Source organism: Streptomyces sp. R-74717 (assembly GCF_047305335.1).
Classification (GTDB): domain Bacteria; phylum Actinomycetota; class Actinomycetes; order Streptomycetales; family Streptomycetaceae; genus Streptomyces; species Streptomyces atratus.
Window position 1 is genome coordinate 1,766,338 of the sequence record NZ_CP102361.1, and the last position, 19,999, is coordinate 1,786,336.

18 protein-coding genes are annotated in these 19,999 nt (G+C 71.1%); 12 read left to right on the forward strand and 6 right to left on the reverse strand.

Translation table 11 applies throughout. The features are described 5' to 3' along the window. Positions 1-242 precede the first annotated feature (242 nt). Together NRF20_RS07945 and NRF20_RS07950 are read left to right on the forward strand one after the other, a co-directional pair. Entirely contained in the window at positions 243-599 is a 357-nt protein-coding gene (locus NRF20_RS07945) for an SDR family oxidoreductase (RefSeq protein WP_413754543.1), read from the forward strand. Further along, entirely contained in the window at positions 523-1,278 is a 756-nt protein-coding gene (locus tag NRF20_RS07950) for an IclR family transcriptional regulator (protein ID WP_398630691.1), read from the forward strand. The genes NRF20_RS07945 and NRF20_RS07950 overlap by 77 nt, the downstream gene beginning before the upstream one ends. 78 nt (positions 1,279-1,356) lie before the next feature. On the opposite strand, the gene thrS is transcribed toward NRF20_RS07950, so the two are convergent. The 3 genes from thrS to NRF20_RS07965 all read right to left on the reverse strand — a co-directional run bounded on the left by thrS (position 1,357) and on the right by NRF20_RS07965 (position 5,117). Further along, positions 1,357-2,631, reverse strand: coding sequence for a threonine--tRNA ligase (gene thrS, locus NRF20_RS07955; protein WP_413752288.1), 1,275 nt, complete (start codon positions 2,629-2,631; stop codon positions 1,357-1,359). Positions 2,632-2,889: 258 nt separating this feature from the next. Then, positions 2,890-3,396 carry a MarR family winged helix-turn-helix transcriptional regulator gene (locus tag NRF20_RS07960; protein WP_383053569.1) on the reverse strand — a complete coding sequence of 169 codons (507 nt, stop codon included), beginning with the start codon at positions 3,394-3,396 and terminating at the stop codon, positions 2,890-2,892. Next, positions 3,393-5,117, reverse strand: a complete 1,725-nt coding sequence (locus NRF20_RS07965) for an FUSC family protein (RefSeq protein ID WP_398630689.1) — start codon at positions 5,115-5,117, stop codon at positions 3,393-3,395. The genes NRF20_RS07960 and NRF20_RS07965 overlap by 4 nt, the downstream gene beginning before the upstream one ends. A 147-nt stretch (positions 5,118-5,264) precedes the next feature. On the opposite strand from NRF20_RS07965, the gene NRF20_RS07970 reads away from it, so the two are divergent. Next, a complete protein-coding gene (locus tag NRF20_RS07970) occupies positions 5,265-6,032 on the forward strand; it encodes a VOC family protein (protein WP_413752289.1) in 768 nt (255 codons plus the stop codon). Between the two features lie 344 nt (positions 6,033-6,376). Next, a complete protein-coding gene (gene pcaB / locus NRF20_RS07975) occupies positions 6,377-7,654 on the forward strand; it encodes a 3-carboxy-cis,cis-muconate cycloisomerase (protein ID WP_413752290.1) in 1,278 nt (425 codons plus the stop codon). Positions 7,655-7,703: 49 nt separating this feature from the next. On the opposite strand, the gene NRF20_RS07980 is transcribed toward pcaB, so the two are convergent. Both NRF20_RS07980 and NRF20_RS07985 read right to left on the reverse strand, forming a co-directional pair. Further along, complete coding sequence (locus NRF20_RS07980; protein WP_266355980.1) at positions 7,704-8,312, reverse strand: GNAT family N-acetyltransferase; 609 nt, start codon at positions 8,310-8,312, stop codon at positions 7,704-7,706. A gap of 94 nt (positions 8,313-8,406) precedes the next feature. Next, positions 8,407-9,342, reverse strand: coding sequence for a phospholipid scramblase-related protein (locus NRF20_RS07985; protein ID WP_398630686.1), 936 nt, complete (start codon positions 9,340-9,342; stop codon positions 8,407-8,409). 104 nt (positions 9,343-9,446) lie between these two features. Here NRF20_RS07985 and NRF20_RS07990 point away from each other — a divergent pair, with 104 nt between their 5' ends. The 4 genes from NRF20_RS07990 to NRF20_RS08005 all read left to right on the forward strand — a co-directional run bounded on the left by NRF20_RS07990 (position 9,447) and on the right by NRF20_RS08005 (position 12,698). Next, entirely contained in the window at positions 9,447-9,875 is a 429-nt protein-coding gene (locus tag NRF20_RS07990) for a hypothetical protein (protein WP_398630685.1), read from the forward strand. Positions 9,876-9,963: 88 nt separating this feature from the next. Next, positions 9,964-10,614: a DUF3105 domain-containing protein gene (locus tag NRF20_RS07995; RefSeq protein WP_413752291.1), complete on the forward strand. Its 651-nt coding sequence runs from the start codon at positions 9,964-9,966 to the stop codon at positions 10,612-10,614. A gap of 26 nt (positions 10,615-10,640) precedes the next feature. Continuing rightward, complete coding sequence (locus NRF20_RS08000; RefSeq protein ID WP_398630683.1) at positions 10,641-11,255, forward strand: DUF305 domain-containing protein; 615 nt, start codon at positions 10,641-10,643, stop codon at positions 11,253-11,255. A gap of 201 nt (positions 11,256-11,456) precedes the next feature. Further along, the gene (locus NRF20_RS08005; protein ID WP_398630682.1) at positions 11,457-12,698 is read left to right on the forward strand and encodes an ROK family protein; all 1,242 of its coding nucleotides are present in this window, start codon (positions 11,457-11,459) and stop codon (positions 12,696-12,698) included. Positions 12,699-12,889: 191 nt separating this feature from the next. Here NRF20_RS08005 and xylA read toward each other — a convergent pair whose 3' ends face one another. Then, positions 12,890-14,059, reverse strand: coding sequence for a xylose isomerase (xylA, locus tag NRF20_RS08010; protein WP_413752292.1), 1,170 nt, complete (start codon positions 14,057-14,059; stop codon positions 12,890-12,892). Between the two features lie 300 nt (positions 14,060-14,359). Here xylA and xylB point away from each other — a divergent pair, with 300 nt between their 5' ends. From xylB to NRF20_RS08030, 4 genes are all read left to right on the forward strand, one after another. After that, positions 14,360-15,841, forward strand: coding sequence for a xylulokinase (gene xylB, locus NRF20_RS08015; RefSeq protein ID WP_398630680.1), 1,482 nt, complete (start codon positions 14,360-14,362; stop codon positions 15,839-15,841). A gap of 178 nt (positions 15,842-16,019) precedes the next feature. Further along, the gene (locus NRF20_RS08020; RefSeq protein WP_413752293.1) at positions 16,020-17,297 is read left to right on the forward strand and encodes a VWA domain-containing protein; all 1,278 of its coding nucleotides are present in this window, start codon (positions 16,020-16,022) and stop codon (positions 17,295-17,297) included. Beyond that, positions 17,297-18,142 (forward strand): hypothetical protein, encoded by an 846-nt coding sequence (locus NRF20_RS08025; protein ID WP_398630678.1) that lies wholly within the window; start codon positions 17,297-17,299, stop codon positions 18,140-18,142. Before NRF20_RS08020 ends, NRF20_RS08025 begins: the two co-directional genes overlap by 1 nt. A 261-nt stretch (positions 18,143-18,403) precedes the next feature. Beyond that, on the forward strand, positions 18,404-19,771 hold the full coding sequence (locus tag NRF20_RS08030) for a cytochrome P450 (RefSeq protein WP_398630677.1): 1,368 nt from the start codon (positions 18,404-18,406) through the stop codon (positions 19,769-19,771). Positions 19,772-19,999: the final 228 nt, after the last annotated feature.

Here is a 19,999-nt window from a genome sequence, read left to right on the forward strand (position 1 = left end):
ACAATCACAAAGGCGCCCGGAAAGCCGATTCGAGCACTCTTACGGAATCAGTACGGCAGAAGGAGAAGTAGCCGAACGACTCGACCCCAAGGCCGATCCATTCCGTACCGCAGTTAGGGACACGGGCACATGTGATCGAAACGGATCGAAAGGAGCACCTTCATGACTGAAGGACGGGTGCGCGGCAAGGTAGCCATAGTGACGGGCGGTGCGGGCGGTATCGGTGCTCCATCGAGACGGAGCTGAGCAGGTCGCTCTCGGCCGTCCCCTCCCCCGAGACCGCCGCCCATGCCCGGCGGATGCTGGACTCCACCCCGATGGGTCACCGGGGTTCCCCGCAGGGCATCGCGTACGGGGTGCTGTGTCTCGCCTCCGACGAATCCCGCTTCGTGACCGGCACCGAACTCGTCGTGGACGGCGGCCTGAGCCACCACCCCGGATCATGTCCGGGTGCGTCCCGTCGCAGGACGTACCGGAAACCGAAGAAGCGACGTACCGGAAACGAAGAAGAACGGACACACCATGGGGCCGACGCGGGGCTACACCATCGAATCGCTGGACACCGGGCTCCGGCTGATGCAGCTGTTCCTCACCCATGACACGCTGACCGTCTCCGAGGCCGCCGAGCTCCTCTCCGTCGGCCGGTCCACCGCCCACCGGGTGCTCAGCACCCTGGAGGGACGCGGCTTCGCGATCCGGGACTCCTCGGGCCGCGGCTATTCCGCCGGTCCCGAACTGGTACGGCTCGGCCGCCCGGCGGGCTTCGGCACGGCCGTCCGCGAACAGCTCGGAGCGGTACTGGACGACGCGGTACGGCGCACCGGTGAGACCGTGCAGAGTGCGGCGCTGATCGGCGACCAGATCATCATCACCGACGGCCGCGAGTCGTCGCACCCGGTGCGGGTGATGCTGGAGATGGGCCGTACGCATCCCGCCCACGCCACCTCGGGCGGCAAGATGCTGCTCTCCCGGATGACGACGGAACAGGTCTGCGCCCTCTACCCGCAGGAGGAGTTGCCGGAGGTCACCCCGAACACCCTCACCTCGCGGTCCGCACTGCTCGCGGAGCTCGACGAGATCCGCTCCTGCGGATACGCCCTCAACCGCGGGGAGTCGGTCTGGGGCATGAACGCCGTCGCCGTTCCGCTGGCCGGGGCGAGCTGGCGGGACCGGCTGGCCCTGATGGCATCGGCGCCCGCCGACCGCGGCGACGACGCGGCACTCATCCGCCGCGCCGAGGAACTGCGACGGTCCGCCGCGCTGTTGGGCGAACTCTGAAGCGGGCTCCGTACCAAGCCGGAGGCCATCACCCCGCCCGGTGGATACGCCGTCATTTCCACCGCATCGGATACGTCCTCATCGTGCTGCTCGTCGGCGCCTGAGCAGGCGGCCTGCTCCGGGGCCCGGCACCTCTCCCTGGTCCCAGAGGCCGGTGCTGTGGGCGTCCACCAGGGCGACGATGCGGGCGAGGACCTCGGCAGCGGACTGTGGATCGTGCCGGCGTCCGTCGCGCAGGCGCAGGGCGACATGGTCGTCGGCGGCTTCCCTGGCACCGATGACGGCTTGATAGGGCACCAGGCGGGCGTCCCGGATGCGGGCGCCCAGGCTGCCGCGTTCCGGTCCGGCGATCTCGGTCCGCAGCCCGAGACCGGTGCACCGCCGGGCGAGCGCCTCGGCATTCGACAGCTCGGCTTCGGAGACCGGGAGGATCGCCAACTGGGTGGGGGCGAGCCAGGCTGGGAAGGCCCCACCGTGTTCCTCGATGAGCTGGGCGACGGCTCGCTCCACGCTGCCGATGATGCTGCGGTGAATCATGACCGGCCGGTGCTTCCCGCCGTCCGGGCCGATGTAGTGCAGGTCGAACCGGGCCGGCTGGTGAAAGTCGACCTGGACGGTGGACAGGGTGGACTCCCTGCCCGCACTGTCGGTGACCTGGACATCGATCTTCGGGCCGTAGAACGCGGCCTCTCCCTCGGCCGCCTCGTAGGGCAGGCCGGAGTGGTCGAGGACCTCGGTCAGCAGGGCGGTCGACCGCTGCCACATCTCGGGGGCGGCGACGTACTTCCCGCCGGGTCCCGGAAGGGAGAGCCGGAAGAGGGCCGGGCGGACGCCCAGCGCCCGGTACGCCCGGCGGATCAGCTCCAGCGCGGCCTGAGCTTCCTCGGCCACCTGGTCCAGGGTGCAGAAGATGTGTGCGTCGTTCAGCTGGATGGCCCTCACGCGGGTCAGTCCGCCGAGCACTCCGGAGAGTTCGGAGCGGTACATGCCGCCCAGCTCGGCCATGCGCAGCGGCAGTTCGCGGTAGCTGTGGGAGCGGGAGCGGTAGATGACCGCGTGGTGCGGACACAGGCTGGGCCGCAGCACGACCTGCTCCCCACCCAGGTCCATCGGCGGGAACATGTCGTCGCTGTAGTGCGACCAGTGCCCGGAGATCTCGTACAGCTCCCGCTTGCCGAGCACCGGCGAGTACACGTGCCGGTAACCCGCCCGCCGTTCGGCGGTGCGGATGTACTCCTCCAGGGTGTGGCGCACGACTGCGCCGTCGGGCAGCCAGTACGGCAGTCCCGCGCCGATCAGCGGGTCGGTGTCGAACAGGTCCAGCTCACGACCGAGCTTGCGGTGGTCGTTCATGACGGTCTCCTCGCGGTCGTCGGACGAGTGACCGCAGCGCGAAGCCCCGGGGTACTCGCCCCGGGGCTTCGGACTGAACAGCTGTCAGCGCGCCGGGACACTCTCCGGCGTCGTCGTCATGGCAGCGCGCTTCTTCATGCGGCGGACGTTAGCAGCGACGTACCGATGTCCGCGCGGGATTTATTTCCAGTGGTGCCTGGCAGTGCGGTGCTGCCGGTCCCGACCGCGGGCCGACCCGGCGGAGTCCCGGCCCCCGGTTCAGCGCCGGGCGCCGCCGATGCGTCCCTCCAGCTGCACCAGCAACTCGCTGAGCTGGGTGCTGAGCCGGGTGCGGGACTGCTCGTCGAGACCGGACAGCACCATGCGTTCGTACGCCAGCTGCCGGGGCAGCAGCCGGTCGACCAGGTCGCGGCCCTCCTCGGTGAGGCGGACATGGGCGACGCGGCGGTCGCGGGCGTCGCTGCGGCGGTCGACGAGCCCACGCTCCTGAAGGACCCGCAGACGCTTCGTGACGGCGGCGCCGGAGGAGAACGTCTCCCTGGCCAGCTCGCCCGGGGTGAGTTCGCGGTCGGTACGGCGTACGGCACCGAGCAGGTCGAACTCGGCGCGGGTCAGGCCGGCGGCGCGCAGCGGGGCGTCCTCCGCCTGCTGGAGCAGGGCCGCGCAGCGGTTGATACGGCCGATCAGTTCCATCGGTCCGGTGTCCAGCTCCGGGTTGACGGCCTGCCACTGCCGCACCACCGAGGCGACGATGTCGTCGGTCACACCGCTCCGTTCTCCTGGGCGGGGGCGATCAGCCCCTGCCGTGTTGCTGTCGCCGCGAGCGTACGGTGTCCGGCCTGCTCGGCCGCGAGGACCTGCTCCTGGGGCAGGGCCCGCTGCCACCATTCGCCCGCTGCGGTGTCGTCGGCCTCGCGCAGCTCGACGAGCGATCCGGTCAGCCTGCGGCGCGCGGCGTCGAGGGCGGCGGGCGTGGGCTGCGGGGCGGCGAGCGCGTGTACGGCGTGGGCGCGGGCCCGGTCGGTGGCGGCCAGGGCCTTTTCGAGGCGTCCGGCGGCCCGGCGGTTGGTCACCAGCATGGCGGCGAGGATGCCCACCCCGGCGCCGATCACAGTGTCCAGGACCCGGTCGCCGATGAGCTCACCGGCCGGGTGGGTGCCGCCGAACTCCAGGACCAGCAGGGCCATCGGCGTGACGGCGATGGAGCCGAGCCAGTAGTTGCGGGTGATCAGGGCCTCGGCCGCGAAGCCGAAGAACAGGCAGAAGCCGATGAGGGCCAGCGGTCCGGTGCGGCTGACCGGGAGGACGGCGGCGAAGACGAGGACGCCGAGCAGATTGCCGAGGGTCCGCTGAAGGGCCCGGTTCCAGGACAATGTCACGTTGGCCTGGTACAGGGAGGCGGCCGTGACGATCGCCCAGTAGGGCCGGCCGACACCGGCCGCCTGGGAGACATATCCGGCCAGGGCGCAGCCGATGAGCGTACGGGCGCCGATGGGGAGCAGCGGGGAGCCCGGGGCGAGGCTGCGCAGCAGCGCGCGGCGGGCGTCGCGGCGGCTTCGTGTGCGCCGGGCGGCCCGTTCGACGTCGATACCGAACAGCTCATCGGACGTGCCGGGGGCGGGCGGCGGAGTGGGGACGGGTCCACGGGCACGGGTCTGCCGGGCCCAGGCGCGGAGCCGCTCGGGGGCGGAGGCGGGAAAGGGGTCGGAGGCGGGAGCGATCGGGGCCTCGCCGCGGGCGCCCCCGGCGAGGGCGGCCTCGGCGTGGACGACGAGACGTTCGAGAGCCCGGCGTACGGGGGTGGGGCGTCCGGCGGCGAGCAGCGCCTGCCAGGCCGCGTGCACGGCCGCGACCGCGGCGCGCCGGGTGCGGTGGCCGGGGGCGGTGACGTATGCCGCGGCCGCGTCGAGTGCGCGGGCGGTCGCCCGGCGCTCCGGGCCCTCCCTGCGGATCACCGCGGGGCCGACCGTGACCAGCCAGGAGATCACGCCCGCGGCCAGGGTCAGCGCGAGGTGGCCGGGTACTTGGCCGAGGTGCTGCGGGGCGAAAAGTGCGGCCGAGGTGACGAACGTGAAGATCACCGGCCCTGGCGGGCCGATGCGGGTGGCGTCGCAGAGCATCTTCTGTCCGGCGGCGAGCAGCGCGCCCACCGCGATCAGCACGGCGGTCGATCCCGTGAGCGAGGCCGCGACGAGGGATATCGCCATGCCGATGACCATGGAGACGACGACCCCCGCGACGGCTCGGGCGCGGCGGGCGTACGGCAGGTTGTGGCCGTACAGCGCACAGAGCGAACCGGCCATCGTGTACATCACGAGGTCGAGCCGGTCGATGGCGAACAGCAGCAGATCCGGTACGGCGGTGGCGACGACCACACTCAGCGCCGGCTTGAACCACATGTCCGAGGGCCGGGCGAGGCGCAGGGGGGCGGCCAGCGGGAGTCTGCGCACCGAGGGCTGCCGGGATCGGATGGTTGTATCGCTCACCCAAATACTTTAGCAGGTATTACACCTGTAAAACAATTTCTTTATCACGCTGCCGCGGCGCCGATGGCCGCCCCCTCCGCGAACCCATAGCGTTCAACCACGCGAGGACAAACAGGCATATTTCGATGCATGCACTAAGGAATCTGAATGAAGCTCACCAAACCGGTGCCCAGCGGTCCCTGCTGGATCGAGCTGAGCACCCCCGACATCCCGGCTGCCAAGTCGTTCTACGCGGCGCTCTTCGGCTGGCGCTCCGAGACCGATCCGCGTGAGGAGGCGGGCGGCTACACCATGGCGCACCTCGGAGATGCGCGAGTGGCCGCACTGAGTCCGGTCTACCAGCCGGGACAGCCACCCGCCTGGACGGTCTCGTTCGCCAGCCAGGACACGGACGCCACGGTCGAGAAGGTGAAGTCGGCGGGCGGCTCGCTCCTGGTCGGCCCGATGGACGTGTTCGACCAGGGCAGGTTCGCGGTGGTCGCGGATCCGTCCGGTGCGGTGTTCTCGCTGTGGCAGGGCCGCGCCTTCGCCGGCGCCGAGCGGCTGAACGACCCGGGCACGCTCGGCTGGGTCGAACTCGTCACCCGGGAGGCCGACCAGTCGCTCGCTTTCTACCCAGCGGTCCTCGGATGGACGGTGAACACCGCTGCGGAGAGCTACACGCAGTGGGGCGTGGCCGGCGAGGACTTCGGCGGCATGCTGATCATGGACGACAGGTTCCCGCCGGAGGCGCCACCCAACTGGCTGCCGTACTTCGCCGTGACGGACGTCGACGTGGCGGCGGCCACCGCGCAGGGGGCGGGCGGCGAACTGCTGATGCCCCCGACGAGCGTTCCGGACGGACCTCGGATCGCGGTGGTCCGGGATCCGCAGGGCGCGGTGTTCGGTATCCACCGGGCGGGCGACGAGGGCTAGCCAGGGCCTCTCGCCGGAGCCGGACGCCGGGCGGGACCGGATGTCGACGGACACCGACGGGCAATCGGGTGGTACGGGCCCTGCCGCCGGGCGGTGCCCCGTACCTCTCCGTCGCGGTTCCGGCAGGTGAAACGCTTTTGGAGTCGCTGGACGCCGAGCACCGGGCCACACTGATCGCGACACCCACGGACCCGCGCACTCACCGGTTCGGCCTCCGCCTGCGGGGGCACGGCGAACGGTCTTCCTGGAGTTCAGCTGATGTACGAGAGCGATGTCGGACTGCTCGCCCCCGGGCGGGCTCACCCGCCGAGACGGCCACCGGCGACAGCGCCTTTCTGCAGGCGATGCTCGACGCCGAGGCCGCGCTCACCCGCGCCCAGTCCCTCTGCGGGCTCGCCCCCGCCGAGGCCGGGCGGGCGGTGACCGCGGCGGCCGACGCGAGCCGCTTCGATGTGCGGGATGTGGCGCTGCGCGCACGTGCGAGCGGCAATCCGGTCACCCCGCTGGTCTTCGACCTGGTCGACGCCGTCGAGCAGGACGTCCGGCCGTACGTGCACCGGGGCGCCTCCAGCCAGGACATCCTCGACACGGCCGCCATGCTGATCGCCGCCCGGGCCCTGGCACCGGTGCTCGACGATCTGGCGCGGTCCGCGGAGGCGGTGGCACGGCTCGCACTCGCACATCGCAACACCCCGATGGCCGGCCGTACGCTCACCCAGCACGCCGTGCCGACCACCTTCGGGCTGAAGGCAGCCGGGTGGCGTGCGCTGATCCTCGACGCACGGGACCGGATCTCGGCCGTACGGGAATCACTTCCCGCGCAACTCGGTGGCGCGGCAGGAACGTTGGCCGCCTTCAATACCTTCGCGCCCATCGACGAAGCCGAAGTCGCCGACGCCGACGGCCGCGGACTGACCGTGCTCCAGGCATTCGCGAACGAACTCGGTCTGGCCGAACCGCTCTTGCCGTGGCTCAGCCTGCGTACCCCGATCGCCGATCTGGCGGGCGCGCTCGCCTTCACGGCAGGTGCGCTCGGCAAGTTGGCGGCCGATGTGCTCACCCTGTCCCGTACCGAGATCGGCGAGGTCACCGAGGGGAAGGGCGGTGGTTCGTCCACCATGCCGCACAAGGCCAATCCGGTGCGCGCCACGCTGATCGCCGCGGCCGCCCGTCGCGCCCCCGGCCTGGCGGCGACGCTGTACGGCTCGCTCGCGGCCGAGGACGAGCGGCCGGCCGGGTCGTGGCACGCCGAGTGGGAGCCGCTGCGCGAACTGCTGCGGCTCGTCGGTGGGGCCGCGAACGACGCCGCCGAACTCACCGACCAACTGCGCGTCGTCCCGTACGCCATGCGGGAGAATCTCCAGCTCACCGACGGGCTGATCGTCTCGGAGCGGCTGGCCGCCGTGTTCGCCGAGCGCATCGGCCGCAAGCGCGCCAAGGAGGTTCTGGTGAGCGCCGCCGCCCGGGCCCGGGCGGAGACCACGGATCTGGCCGATGTCCTCGGCGATGTGCTGGACGAGGAGCCCGAACTTGCCGGTCTCGATCTTTCCGACCTGACCGAACCCGCCCGGTACACCGGCTGCGCAGGTGCCCTCACGGACCGTGCGCTGGACCGCGGATGACCGCACTCGCCGTCCGCCACCCGGTGGCGCCGCTCATTCGCCACACCGGTCAACGAGGGACGTCGTCCCCGCGGATCCGGGCATGGACGTGCATGTCGTGCCAGCCGTCGGCATGCAGAATGCCCCGGCGCCTGGTGCCCTCCAGGGCGAAGCCCGCTTTGGCCGCCACTCGGCAGGACGCCTCGTTCAGCACGGAGTGGGCGAGTTCGAGGCGCTCGAACCCGATCTCGTCGAAGGCCCAACGCGCCAGCACCGAGACGGCTCGGGGCGCGACGCCGCGTCCGCGGGCGGCCGGCAGCATCCAGTAGGCGCATTCGGCATGACCGATGGCCGGCGTCAGGGAGCGGAGCGCGACCCGGCCGAGCACTTCCTCGGCTCCGTCAGCCGCGCTTGCGGGGCGGACGACGGCCCAGTGGGCTCCGGTCTCACAGTGCCAGGCGCTCTGCCACTGGTCGATCCAGTCGCGCGCCTCGTCCTCGGAGTCGGCCCGGCGCAGATGCCAGCGCTGGATGACCGGGTCGGCGAAGGCGGCGAGGACGGCCGGTGCGTCCGCGTACCGCCACGGCCGCAGGAGCAGGTCGTCGGCGACGGGCAGAGCGGGTTGCACGGAGTCCGCGAGGCGCCCCGGAGGGATATGGGGCGGCACCAAGTACGGCATGGGCGCATCATCGCACGGGGCGGAACCCGTTCCGGCGGTACACGGGAGCCCCCTTGCGCGGAAGATCGCACAAGGGGGCTCCCGCGTACCCGCGTCAGCCGAAGCCGCGGGCGTCCTGCTTGAGGGCGGTGTCGACGGTCAGCGCCGTTGCGACGACGAGGCTCAGCAGCGGCTCGGGCAGCTGGTAGTGGATCTGCAGCACATAGTTGTCCGCCGTGGTGAACAGCGTCTTCGCGAGGCCTTCCCAGGTCTTGGTGATCCGGGCTATCTCCGCGTCGTTGTGGTCGACGATCGCGAAGTTCCAGGCGCGCCAGTTCTCCGCCTTGATCGCACCGATCTGCCGCCCATCCGCCATGATCGCGAAGTTGATCTTGCCGAGGGCATTCTGCTGGACGATCTCGCCGACCGGCTGCCCGTCGGGTCGCTGCACGATGACCTTGGACTTGATGAACTTCGCCGGGCGGGTCAGCAGGAGCTGCGGCTGACCGTACGCGTCACGGATCTCGAGGCGGTGGGTCAGGTACTGGTCGATGCTGCTCAGGAAGCGCAGCACCTTGCGCAGCGCGCTCTGGCCGACCTGGACGACCGAGCCGACGGTGTTGCCGTGCTGGTCGAAGACGCTGTACTCGTTCGTCACCTCGATCAGCTTGGCCTTCTGGCTCACGACCAGGACCTGCTGATTGAAGAGCGAGCCTGCGCCGGGAACACCCCCCTGCTGCGGCGGAACCCCGGGCTGCTGGTGAGCGACCTGCTGGGACGGAACCCCCGCCTGCTGGTACGCGGCCTGCTGCGCGGGAGCGACCTGCTGATGCTGCGGGGCGGCCTGCTGCTGCGGCATCTGAGCCTGCGGCTGAGCGGGCGCCTGGGCCTGAGCGGGCGCCGCCTGCGCCTGAGCCGCGGCCTGGGGCTGCTGCCCACCGGCCGGGTGCGTGTGCTCGGTCCACTGGGAACCGTCCCAGTAGCGCAGCAGCTGGGGCGCGCCGTGCGGATCCGAATACCAGCCCGCAGATACGTTCGAGTGCGTTGTCACCGGGGCACACTATCCCGCCCCTCCGACAATGGGAGTCCGCATCCCGCACATCCACAGCCATGCACCCCTCGTTGAAACTTCACGCACCACGTACGATGGCGGTGATGAACAGGCTGAGCGAACGGACGCACCGACGACGGCAGGGCGCCCACGCGTCGGCCGTTCTCGGCTGGCTGCTCGTACTGCTCGCCATGGTCTCGTGCTGTTCGGTCACGGCCCCGGGCTCGGCCTCGCACCAGTCCGGTACCCGCACCGCAGTCGCCGACCGGGCCATGACGCCCGTGCATGCCGTGGTCGTACGGACCGTGGTGGCCGATGCCCCTGAGGACCGGGGCATGGGCAGTTCCTGCCACGGAACCTCCGAGCATGCGGCACCGGTCGTACTGCCCGGCCAGAGCGCACCCGTGGCCCTTCCCGGTGTGACCGCCACAGCCCCCGTCGCCCCGCTCACCGGCGCCGCCGCGATCCGCGGCCCGTCCAACGACGCCGTGCGGGAAGTCGACCATCTGCGTCTGCAGGTTCAACGGATCTAGAGGCAGGGCCCGTTCCTCGGGACACCGAGGACGTTCTCCCGCATGCCCTCAACTCCGTCAGTCTTGCTGAACCGAAGGACGACTCTCCATGGCTTCCGCCAAGAAGCAGAACACCCCTGCCGCCGCACGCCGCGCCAAGCTGGAAGAGGCCCGCCGCAAGGAGCGGGCCCGCGAGCGGCGCAGCCGCATCATCACCCTCACCGCGTCCGTCGCCGCGATCGCCGCACTCGTCGCGGGCGGCGGCTACCTGATGTCCGCCGCCAACGACAAGGAAGAAGCCGAGGTCGAGGCCAAGTCCTCGCCCGTACAGGGCGAGCGGACCTGGGACAAGCTCTCCCAGAACCATGTCGGGAAGAAGGTCGGCTACCCGATGAACCCGCCGGTCGGCGGCGACCACAACCCGGTGTGGATGAACTGCGACGCCGATGTCTACACCGAGGCGATACCGAAGGAGAACGCCGTCCACTCCCTTGAGCACGGCGCGGTCTGGGTCACGTACACGAGCAAGGCGAAGCCGGCCGACATCAAGAAGCTGGGCGAGCGGGTCGAGGCAACGCCCTACTCCCTGATGAGCCCGGTCGAGGACCAGGCCGCCCCGCTCATGCTCAGCGCCTGGGGCAAGCAGGTGACGGTGACGAGTGCCACCGACGCACGCGTGGCGCAGTTCTTCACCAAGTACGTGCAGGGTCCGCAGACCCCGGAGCCGGGCGCGGCCTGCACGGGCGGGGTCGCCCAGTGACGTCCGCGGTCCGATCCTCGCGCCCGATGATGATGGCGGGCGGTGTGGTGCTGCTGCTGGCGCTGGGCCTGGTCGCGCTGATGCTCGTACGGCCGTCGCCCTCCGCGGGCTCCGCCGCACCGGCGGCCGCACCCTCGGACACGTCCGCCGATGTCGGGTTCGCGCGCGACATGTCGATCCACCATCAGCAGGCGGTCGAGATGTCGTTCATCGTGCGGGACCGTACGTCCGACGTGGCGGTACGCCGGCTCGCGTACGACATCATCAACACCCAGGCCAATCAGCGCGGCATGATGCTCGGCTGGCTGGAGATGTGGGGCCGGGCGAAGTCTTCGAGCGCACCTCCCATGGAATGGATGGGGCACACCGTCACGCCCAGGGGCGACGGTTCGCTGATGCCGGGCATGGCGACCGACACCGAACTCGACGCACTGCGGGCGGCGAAGGGCAAGGACGCCGAGGTGCTGTTCCTGAAGCTGATGACCGCGCACCACCGTGCCGGTGCGCAGATGGCACAGGCGGCGGCCGCCGCGGCCGGAACCGATGAGATCAGGAATCTGGCGGCGGGCATGGTCCAGGGCCAGCAGTCCGAGATCGCGCTCATGGCGGACATGCTCAAGGAGCGCGGTTCGACGGCCTGAGCGCCGTACGTTCCGACGGCCCGTGCGGGCGCGCGCACGGGTTCACCTTCACCGGCGGCCCGTTCGCGGCGGGTTCCCTCCTCCTGCGAACGGGCCGCCCCCGGCGATGTGACGGCGAACGGCGTCAGGACGTGCCGGCCGCAAAAGCTCACCAGCTCACAGGACTGATCGCACAAGGGATCGCATAGGCTCGGATCCAACATGAAGAGCAACCTCACACCGCTGGGGCCCAAGGCCGACAAGGACACCGTGCGCCGGAGCAACCTCAGTCTGGTGCTGCGGGCCGTCCGCGACGAGGGCGAAGCGACCAGGGCCGGGGTCGCCGCGCGGGTGGGGCTGACCCGGGCCGCGGTGTCCTCGCTCGTCGAGCAGCTCATCGACATCGGGTTCCTCACCGAGTCCGGCAAGACCTTCAGCGGGCAGGCGGGTCGCCCCGGGACCGCGCTCAAAGTGGCGCGCACGGGGCCTGCCGGGCTCGGTGTGGAGGTCAACATCGACTATGTGTCGGTATGTGTCGTCGATCTGGCGGGCACCGGCCGGGTACGGCTCACCGAGCACCTCGACAACCGCGGCGCGCCGCCCGCGGAGGTGCTGGCGCGGGCGGCCGGGATCGCGGCGCGCACCCTGGAGTCGGCGCGCGAGCAGGAACTGTTCCCGGTCGGGGTGGTGCTCGCCCTGCCCGGTCTGGTCTCCGGCGGTGCGGTGCGCCAGGCGCCCAACCTGGGCTGGAATCAGGTTCCGGCCGAGGAACTCTTCGCCGCTTCGCTCGCCGCCGAGCAACCCCGTCACGAGGCGCTGCCGGTGAGTTCGGAGAACGAGGCCAATCTGGCGGCGCTGGCCGAGCTCTGGTTCGGCGGACTCGACACGGTCCGCAGTTTCCTCTATCTGACGGGCGAGATCGGCGTCGGTGGCGCCCTGGTCATCGACGGTGAACTCCTGCGCGGGGCGCACGGGTTCGCCGGGGAGATCGGGCATGTGGTGGTGGACGCGGAGGGACCGCAGTGCCGGTGCGGCTCGCGCGGCTGTCTGGAGCAGTACGCGGGACAGGCGGCGCTGTTGCGGGCCGCCGGGATCCAGGATTCCGGCAGCGGCTCCGGGGTGGCCGAGCTGGAACGGCGCGCCCGGGCCGGGGACGAGCAGGCGGTGGCCGCTGTCGCGGAGGCCGGCCGGATGCTGGGGCGGGTGCTGTCCGGGACGGTGAATCTGCTGGACCCGGACGCGGTGGTGCTCGGCGGCATGTACCGGAACCTGATGCCGTGGCTGTCACCGCCCGCCGACGAGGAGCTGACCGGCCGGGTGGTGTCCGGGCTCTGGGCCCCCGGGAGCGGCCGTCTGCGCGCCTCGTCCGTGGCGGGTGACGCGGCGCGGGGCGCTGCGGCGTTGGTGATGACGGGGGTACTGGCCGACCCGGTGGCGTACGCGGACGGCCGGGAAACCGGCTGATCCGCCCCTGCGCGGGAGCGGGCCGGCAACCGGCTTATCCGCCCGCACGGGCACGGACCGGACACCCGGCCGATCCGCCCGCACCGGGTACGGCCCGGACCGTCGGCCGCTCCACGCGAACGCGAAAGGGTGTGGGCCGGACACCTGGTGCCCGGCCCACACCCGTGGCCCCGCGTCGCTGCGGGCCGGGATCAGCGGACCCCGAGCAGATGATCCATCGCCAGCTGGTCCAGGGCCTCGAACGCCATGCCTCGTTCCGCCGCCGCGTTCACGTCGAACTCCTCGAACGCCGACCGGTCGGCCAGCAGCCCGGCCACGCCGTCCTCGGCGGTGGGGCGGGCCAGCTCGTCGAGCCGGGACGCGCGCAGCGCCTCCTGCACGGCGGGGTCGGCGCGGAAAGCGGCGGCGCGCTCCTTGAGGATCAGGTAGTTGCGCATGCAGCCCGCGGCCGAGGCCCAGACACCGTCGTAGTCCTCGGTCCGCGGCGGCTTGAAGTCGAAGTGCCGCGGGCCCTGGTAACCGGCCGTCTCCAGCAGGTCGACGAGCCAGAACGCCTGGCGCAGGTCACCCGCGCCGAAGCGCAGGTCCTGGTCGTACTTGATGCCGGACTGACCGTTCAGGTCGATGTGGAAGAGCTTGCCCGCCCAGAGTGCCTGTGCGATGCCGTGGGGGAAGTTCAGCCCGGCCATCTGCTCGTGCCCGGTCTCCGGGTTGACGCCGACCAGCTCCGGGCGCTCCAGACGCTCGATGAAGGCGAGGGCGTGACCGATGGTCGGCAGCAGGATGTCGCCGCGCGGCTCGTTCGGCTTGGGCTCGATGGCGAACTTCAGGTCGTACCCCTGCTCGTTGACGTAGTCGCCGAGCAGGTCGAAGGCTTCCTTCATACGGTCGAGGGCGACCCGGATGTCCTTGGCGGCGCCGGACTCGGAGCCCTCGCGGCCGCCCCAGGCCACATAGGTGGTGGCGCCGAGCTCGACGGCGAGGTCGATGTTGCGCAGCGTCTTGCGCAGGGCGTAGCGGCGTACGTCCCGGTCGTTGGCGGTGAACGCGCCGTCCTTGAACACCGGATGGGTGAAGAGGTTCGTCGTCGCCATGGGGACGACGAGTCCGGCCGCGTCCAGCGCCTGCCGGAACCGCTTCACGATCCCTTCACGCTCGGTGTCCGTCGAGCCGAACGGGATCAGGTCGTCGTCGTGGAATGTCACACCGTACGCACCGAGCTCCGCGAGCCTCTGCACGGAGTCGACCGGGTCGATCGCCGTGCGGGTCGCATCGCCGAAGGGGTCGCGACCCTGCCAGCCCACCGTCCACAGTCCGAAGGTGAACTTGTCGTCGGGCGTGGGCGTGAAGCGTTCCGTCATCGTCTGGCCGCCTTCAGTGCTGTCGGGTTCCATGACCGGTCGAGGCGGCCGAACCCCATTTGTTTACTGTCATGACTAATCATGCACCGAGCGCGTTCGGCACGAAACCCCCCAGTAGCCAGAAATCCGGAGAGACCCCTGTTTCCGGCACACTCGATCGCGTAATTTGTTTTCCGTACGATCAAATTTCTGTGGCGGCATCCCAGCAACCACACCCCGAAGCGATGCATGCCCCGCAGCCATCTCGCTGCATCCGTCTCCCCCGCAGCCATCTCCCGCAGCTCAGGAATGAGGTCACCCATGCCGCCGCGTACCGTCGTCATCGGTGTGGACAGCTCCACCCAGTCCACCAAAGCCGCCTTCGTCGACGCCGGAACCGGCCGGCTGCTCGCCGTCGGCCGGGCACCGCATGTCGTCACCGGCGAGGCGGGTGCCCGCGAGAGCGACCCGGAGGTGTGGTGGCGGGCGCTGTGCGACGCCGTCGCCGCCGGGCTGAAGGAGTCCGGCGTCGCCGCCTCCGCCGTGACCGGTATCGCGGTCGCCGGGCAGCAGCACGGGCTGATTGCCCTCGACCGGACGGGGCGTCCACTGCGCCCCGCGATGCTGTGGAACGACACCCGCTCCGCCCCGCAGGCCGCCGCCCTCACCGCGGCACTGGGCGGGGCCGAGGCCTGGACCGCGCGGACCGGATCCGTTCCGGTGGCCTCCCTCACCGCGACGAAGTGGCAGTGGCTATGGGAGAACGAACCGGAGAACGCCGCCGCGGCCGCGGCCCTGCGCCTCCCCCACGACTTCCTGACCGAACGCCTCGCAGGCACCGCCGTCACCGACCCCGGTGACGCCTCGGGCACCGGCTGGTACTCCACCGCGACCGGTGCGTACGACCCCGAACTCCTCGAACTCCTCGGTCTGGACGTCGCGTTGCTGCCCGAGGTGGCCGGGACCGGTGCGACCCGCATCGGTTCGCTGACCGCCCGCGCAGCCGACGCGCTCGGCCTGCCGGCGGGAATCGCCGTGGCCGCGGGCACCGGGGACAACATGAGCGCCGCCGTCGGCCTCGGACTGGGCGGCGCCGGACTGCTGGACCACCCCGTCCTCAGCCTCGGCACCTCGGGAACGGTCTTCGCCGCCTCCCGGACACGGCCCGCGTCGACGGCACTCTCCGGCTTCGCCGCGGCGGACGGTACGTATCTCCCGCTGGCCTGCACACTCAACTGCACCCTCGCCGTGGACAAGGTCGCCGCACTGCTCGGCCTGGAGCGCGACGACGCGGCCCCCGGCGGCAAGGCGGTGCTCCTCCCCTACCTCGACGGCGAACGCACCCCCGATCTGCCCACCGCCTCCGGCCTGCTCACCGGGCTGCGGCACGACACCACCCCGCAGCAACTCCTGGGCGCCGCCTACGAGGGCGCGGTCTTCACCGTGCTGCGTGCCCTGGACGAACTCCTGCGGGCCTGCGGCCTCGACCCGGCCGACCCCGAGGTGGCCGCCCGGCCGCTGCGCCTGATCGGCGGCGGCGCCCAGGGGCGCACCTGGGTGGAGACGGTACGGCGGCTCTCCGGCCGGCCGGTGATCGTGCCCGGAAGTGGCGAACTGGTGGCTCTGGGGGCGGCCGCGCTGGCCGCCGCCGCGGCAACCGGCGAGGACCCGGTCGCGATCGCCACCGGTTGGAACATGGGCGAGGACACCCAACTGCCCGCCGTCCAGCGGGACTCGGCAACCTGGGAGCGGGTCGGCTCGGTACTGGAGCGGGCCGCGGGCCCACTGCTGGGCAGGGCCTGACACCCGTACACCCAACAGCCCCTGGCCGCTGCACAGCCCTGCACGCCTGAGCCGGCCCCACACACCCCGCAAGGAGCACTGACCGGCTGTCACTTCCCTTCGACCGGCCCGGACGACGGCCCCCGGCCGCCTCCGGACCGGTTTGGGGAAGCGAAGCGATCTTCACTAGTATCCGGCGATGATCATAAGAAGAAGGCTGACGGTCGGGGTGGGCATCCTGCTCGCCACCCTGACCGCCGGGCTCGGTTCGGCGCTCCCCGCCGCAGCTGATGAAACCCCCACCAAAGCCTCCCCCAAGGTCGAGCTGGTGCTCGACGTCAGTGGCTCCATGCGGACCCGTGACATCGACGGCCAGTCCCGGATGGCCGCGGCGAAGCAGGCGTTCAACGAGGTCCTGGACGCGGTGCCCGAGCAGGTGGAGCTCGGCATCCGGACGCTCGGCGCCGACTACCCGGGCGATGACCGGAAGGTCGGCTGCAAGGACACCAAGCAGCTCTACCCGGTCGGCCCACTGGACCGCACCGAGGCGAAGACCGCCGTCGCCACCCTGGCCCCCACCGGCTGGACCCCGATCGGCCCGGCCCTGCTGGGCGCCGCCGACGACCTCGAAGGCGGCGACTCCACCCGCCGGATCGTGCTGATCAGCGACGGCGAGGACACCTGCGGCCCGCTCGACCCGTGCGAGGTGGCACGTGACATTGCAGCCCGTGGCATCCACCTCGTCATCGACACGCTGGGCCTGGTGCCGAACGCGAAGATCCGCGAGCAGCTGACCTGTATCGCCGAGGCCACCGGCGGCACCTACACCGCCGTCCAGCACACCGATGAACTCTCCGGCCGTGTCAAGCAGTTGGTCGACCGGGCCGCCGAGCCCGTCGTCACACCGGTGGAGACGAAGGGAGCGGACCGCTGCTCCACGGCACCACAGCTCAAGGCGGGCCTGTACACCGACCGGGAGAAGTTCGGCGAGCACCGCTGGTACCGGGTGGATGTGCCGCCCGGTCAGGAGCTGCGCGCCTCGGTGAGCGTCTTTGCGGACCGTGCCGTGAACAATGACTACGGCGTGCTGCTGCGGGCGGTGACCGTACACGGCCGGGAAATCGTCCGGGGTTCGGAGTCGGGCACCGGCCGCACCGATGCCATCTCCTCCGGCCTGCGCTACCCGAAGCCCGAGCAGGACGACACGGACAGCGGCGACAAGCCCGCCGCCGAGACCGTGTGCCTCCAGGTCAGCAACTCCTACTCGGCCCCCGCCTCGGTGAAGACCGCGCCGGGCATGCCCCTCGAACTGACCGTGGACCTGGTGGACGCCCCGGACGACGCGGCCGATGTCGCCGCGTTCGGTCTCGGCCGCGGCTGGTGGCTGCTGGGCGTACTGGTCCTCACCGGACTGGTCGCGGGTCTGCTGACCGGCTGGATCTCGCGCTGGCGCATCGCCGTCTGGAGGACCAACTGATGCGTACGACACGTGTACTCGCGGGTGCGCTGCTGACCGGCCTCGCCCTGCTGACCTCGGCGGGCGCCGCCGCGGCCGACGACCCGTCGGCGAGCCCGAGCCCGAGCGCCTCGGACGGCGGGTCCGGCCCCACCGAGGCCGGCACCACCTTCCGTACGGCCACCGCGGTCCAGCAGAACCAGCGCGCCACCGCCGGGGCCTCCACAGGTGACTACCTGTACTGGGTGTTCCCCGCCGACGCGGGCCAGCGGGCCACCGTCAAGGCGAAGATCACCCTGCCGGAGAGCGCCACCCGGCACGGCGCGTCGACCTGGCAGGTCGATGTGTACGACGGGCTGCGGCGCCGCCAGGCCTGCATGTACGGCCGCCAGACCGGGAAGGCGGCGGCCGACTCGTCGACCGTCGAGCTGACCTGCGTGCTGCGGACCGTCCGCGCCTGGTCCGAGCCGTGGGCCAACGACCCGCTGCCGGGCAACTACTACCTACGTCTCACGGTCGTCGACCTGCCCTCGGCGGACCTCGGTCTTCCGGTGCAGACCGAGGTCGAGGTCACGGCCGTCGACAAGGGCGGCGCCGGCGACGTGGACGGCACGCTCGCCGAGCCGCTGAACCCCGGTTCGTCCTTCATCGAGCAGATCTCGACCGGCTCGGCCGCCAGTGGCGACGGCTCGCCGTCCACGGTGTGGCGCGGCGGTGAGCCCGAGGACGGCTGGGCCTCCGGCTGGTGGACCGACCGCTGGCTGTGGACGGTCGGCGGCGGAGTACTCGGGGCGCTCGCGGCCGTCTTCGGCTACTCCCTCACCCGCGGCAACGGCCGCCCGTCCCGGGTCCCGCCGGGCGTCTGACCCGCACATCGCGCAACGGGCTCCGGACCACGAGCCCACCGGACCGCACCGCCGGACGGGCTCAGGGCCCAAGCCCGTCCGGCGACGGCGGACACACCCCGTCGACCGCCCAGCCACCCGTACGTTCTCGGCACGGCGGCCGCTACCCTCGACAACTCACGTACCGCACAAGGCCGATGACACCTTCCACGCCATGCGGTACTGCTGAAGTCAGGTCGCTGCGCATCAAGTCGGATGCGCCACAAGGGAGCGGAGACTTTCATGTCCACGGAGACCGGCCCGGCCGTCGATGCCGAGCCGCGAGGCCACACGATCGTGCCGGGCCCGAAGGGGCTGCCGTTTCTCGGGAACCTGCCACAGTTCGGAAAGAATCCCCTCGCCTTCTTCGAGCGACTGCGCGGTCACGGCGACATGGTCGGCTGGCGATTCGGCCCCAACCCGTGTGTGTACATAGCCGATCCGGAGTGCATAGGCGAGCTGCTCACCGAGACGGAACGCACCTTCGACCAGCCCGCACTCGGTGTCGCGTTCCGGACCGTGCTGGGAAACGGCGTCGTGGTCGCCCGCGGTACGGACTGGCGGCGGAAGCGGTCACTGGTGCAGCCTTCCGTACGCCCCAAGCAGGTGCGGTCGTACGCGGCGACGATGGCGAGCAGCACGGTGGAGCTGGCGGACACCTGGTCCGGCGGTGACCGCATCGACATCAAGCGCGAGATGGCGGCACTGACGCAGAAGATCGCGGTCCGTACGATCTTCGGCGTCGACACCCCGGCCGACGCCGATGCGATGGGCCGGGCGATGGATGTGGCGCAGCAGGAGATCGGCAAGGAGTTCGCCGGTATCGGCGCGCTGTTGCCGGACTGGGTGCCGACGCCGGGCCGGGCCCGGATCAGGAAGGCCGCCGCGGTCATCGACGCCGAGGTGGGCCGGGTCGTCGCCCGTCACCGCGACGGCGGGGACGATCGCCCCGATCTGCTGAGTCGGCTGCTGACCGCGGTCGACGAGACGGGTGCGCACCTCACGGACCAGGAGATACGCGACGAGACGGTCACCCTTTACATCGGTGGGCACGAAACGACCAGTTCCACTCTGGTGTGGGCCTGGTATCTGCTGTCCCGCAATCCGCGGACGCGCGCCGCGCTCACCGAGGAACTGGACCGGGTACTCGGCGACCGTGAGCCGGAGTTCGACGACTATGCCCGGCTGACGTACGCCCAGTCGGTGGTCAAGGAGACCCTGCGCCTCTACCCGACGATCTGGCTCGTCACCGGCGTCGCCAAGGAGGGTGCGCGGATCGGTGGTGTGCCGATGCCGGAGGGCACCAGGGTGTGGACCAGCCAGTGGGCGACGCACCGCGATGAGCGGTGGTTTCCCGAGCCGGAGGAATTCCGTCCCGAGCGCTGGGATCCGCAGGAGGGCGACGACATCGCGGAGTACGCCTGGTTCCCGTTCGGCGGCGGCCCCCGGGTCTGCCTGGGCACACGGTTCGCGATGGTCGAGGCGGTGCTGATCCTTGCCGTGCTGGCACGCCGTTTCGAACTGGAGGTGGACCCGGGCAGCGTCAACCCCGTACCGACGCTGACGCTGCAGCCGGACCGCGAAGTGATGGCGACGGTCCGGGCGCGGTAGCGGCGTACGGGATGGGGTGGCCGCGGCGGTCTCCCGCACCCTCGCCCAGCGCCCCGTTCCCCGGGCAGCACGCCAACGCCCGGGCGAATGGGTTCGTGGCAACGCCAGACATATCGAACCAATATGTCTGATCTGTCGCGAGGGTCGGGGTATACCGGTCACACTGGCGATGTCGGCCTCACCGACCGCGGGGCCGTCCGGCCGCATCCGCAGGCTGTCGATCCAACG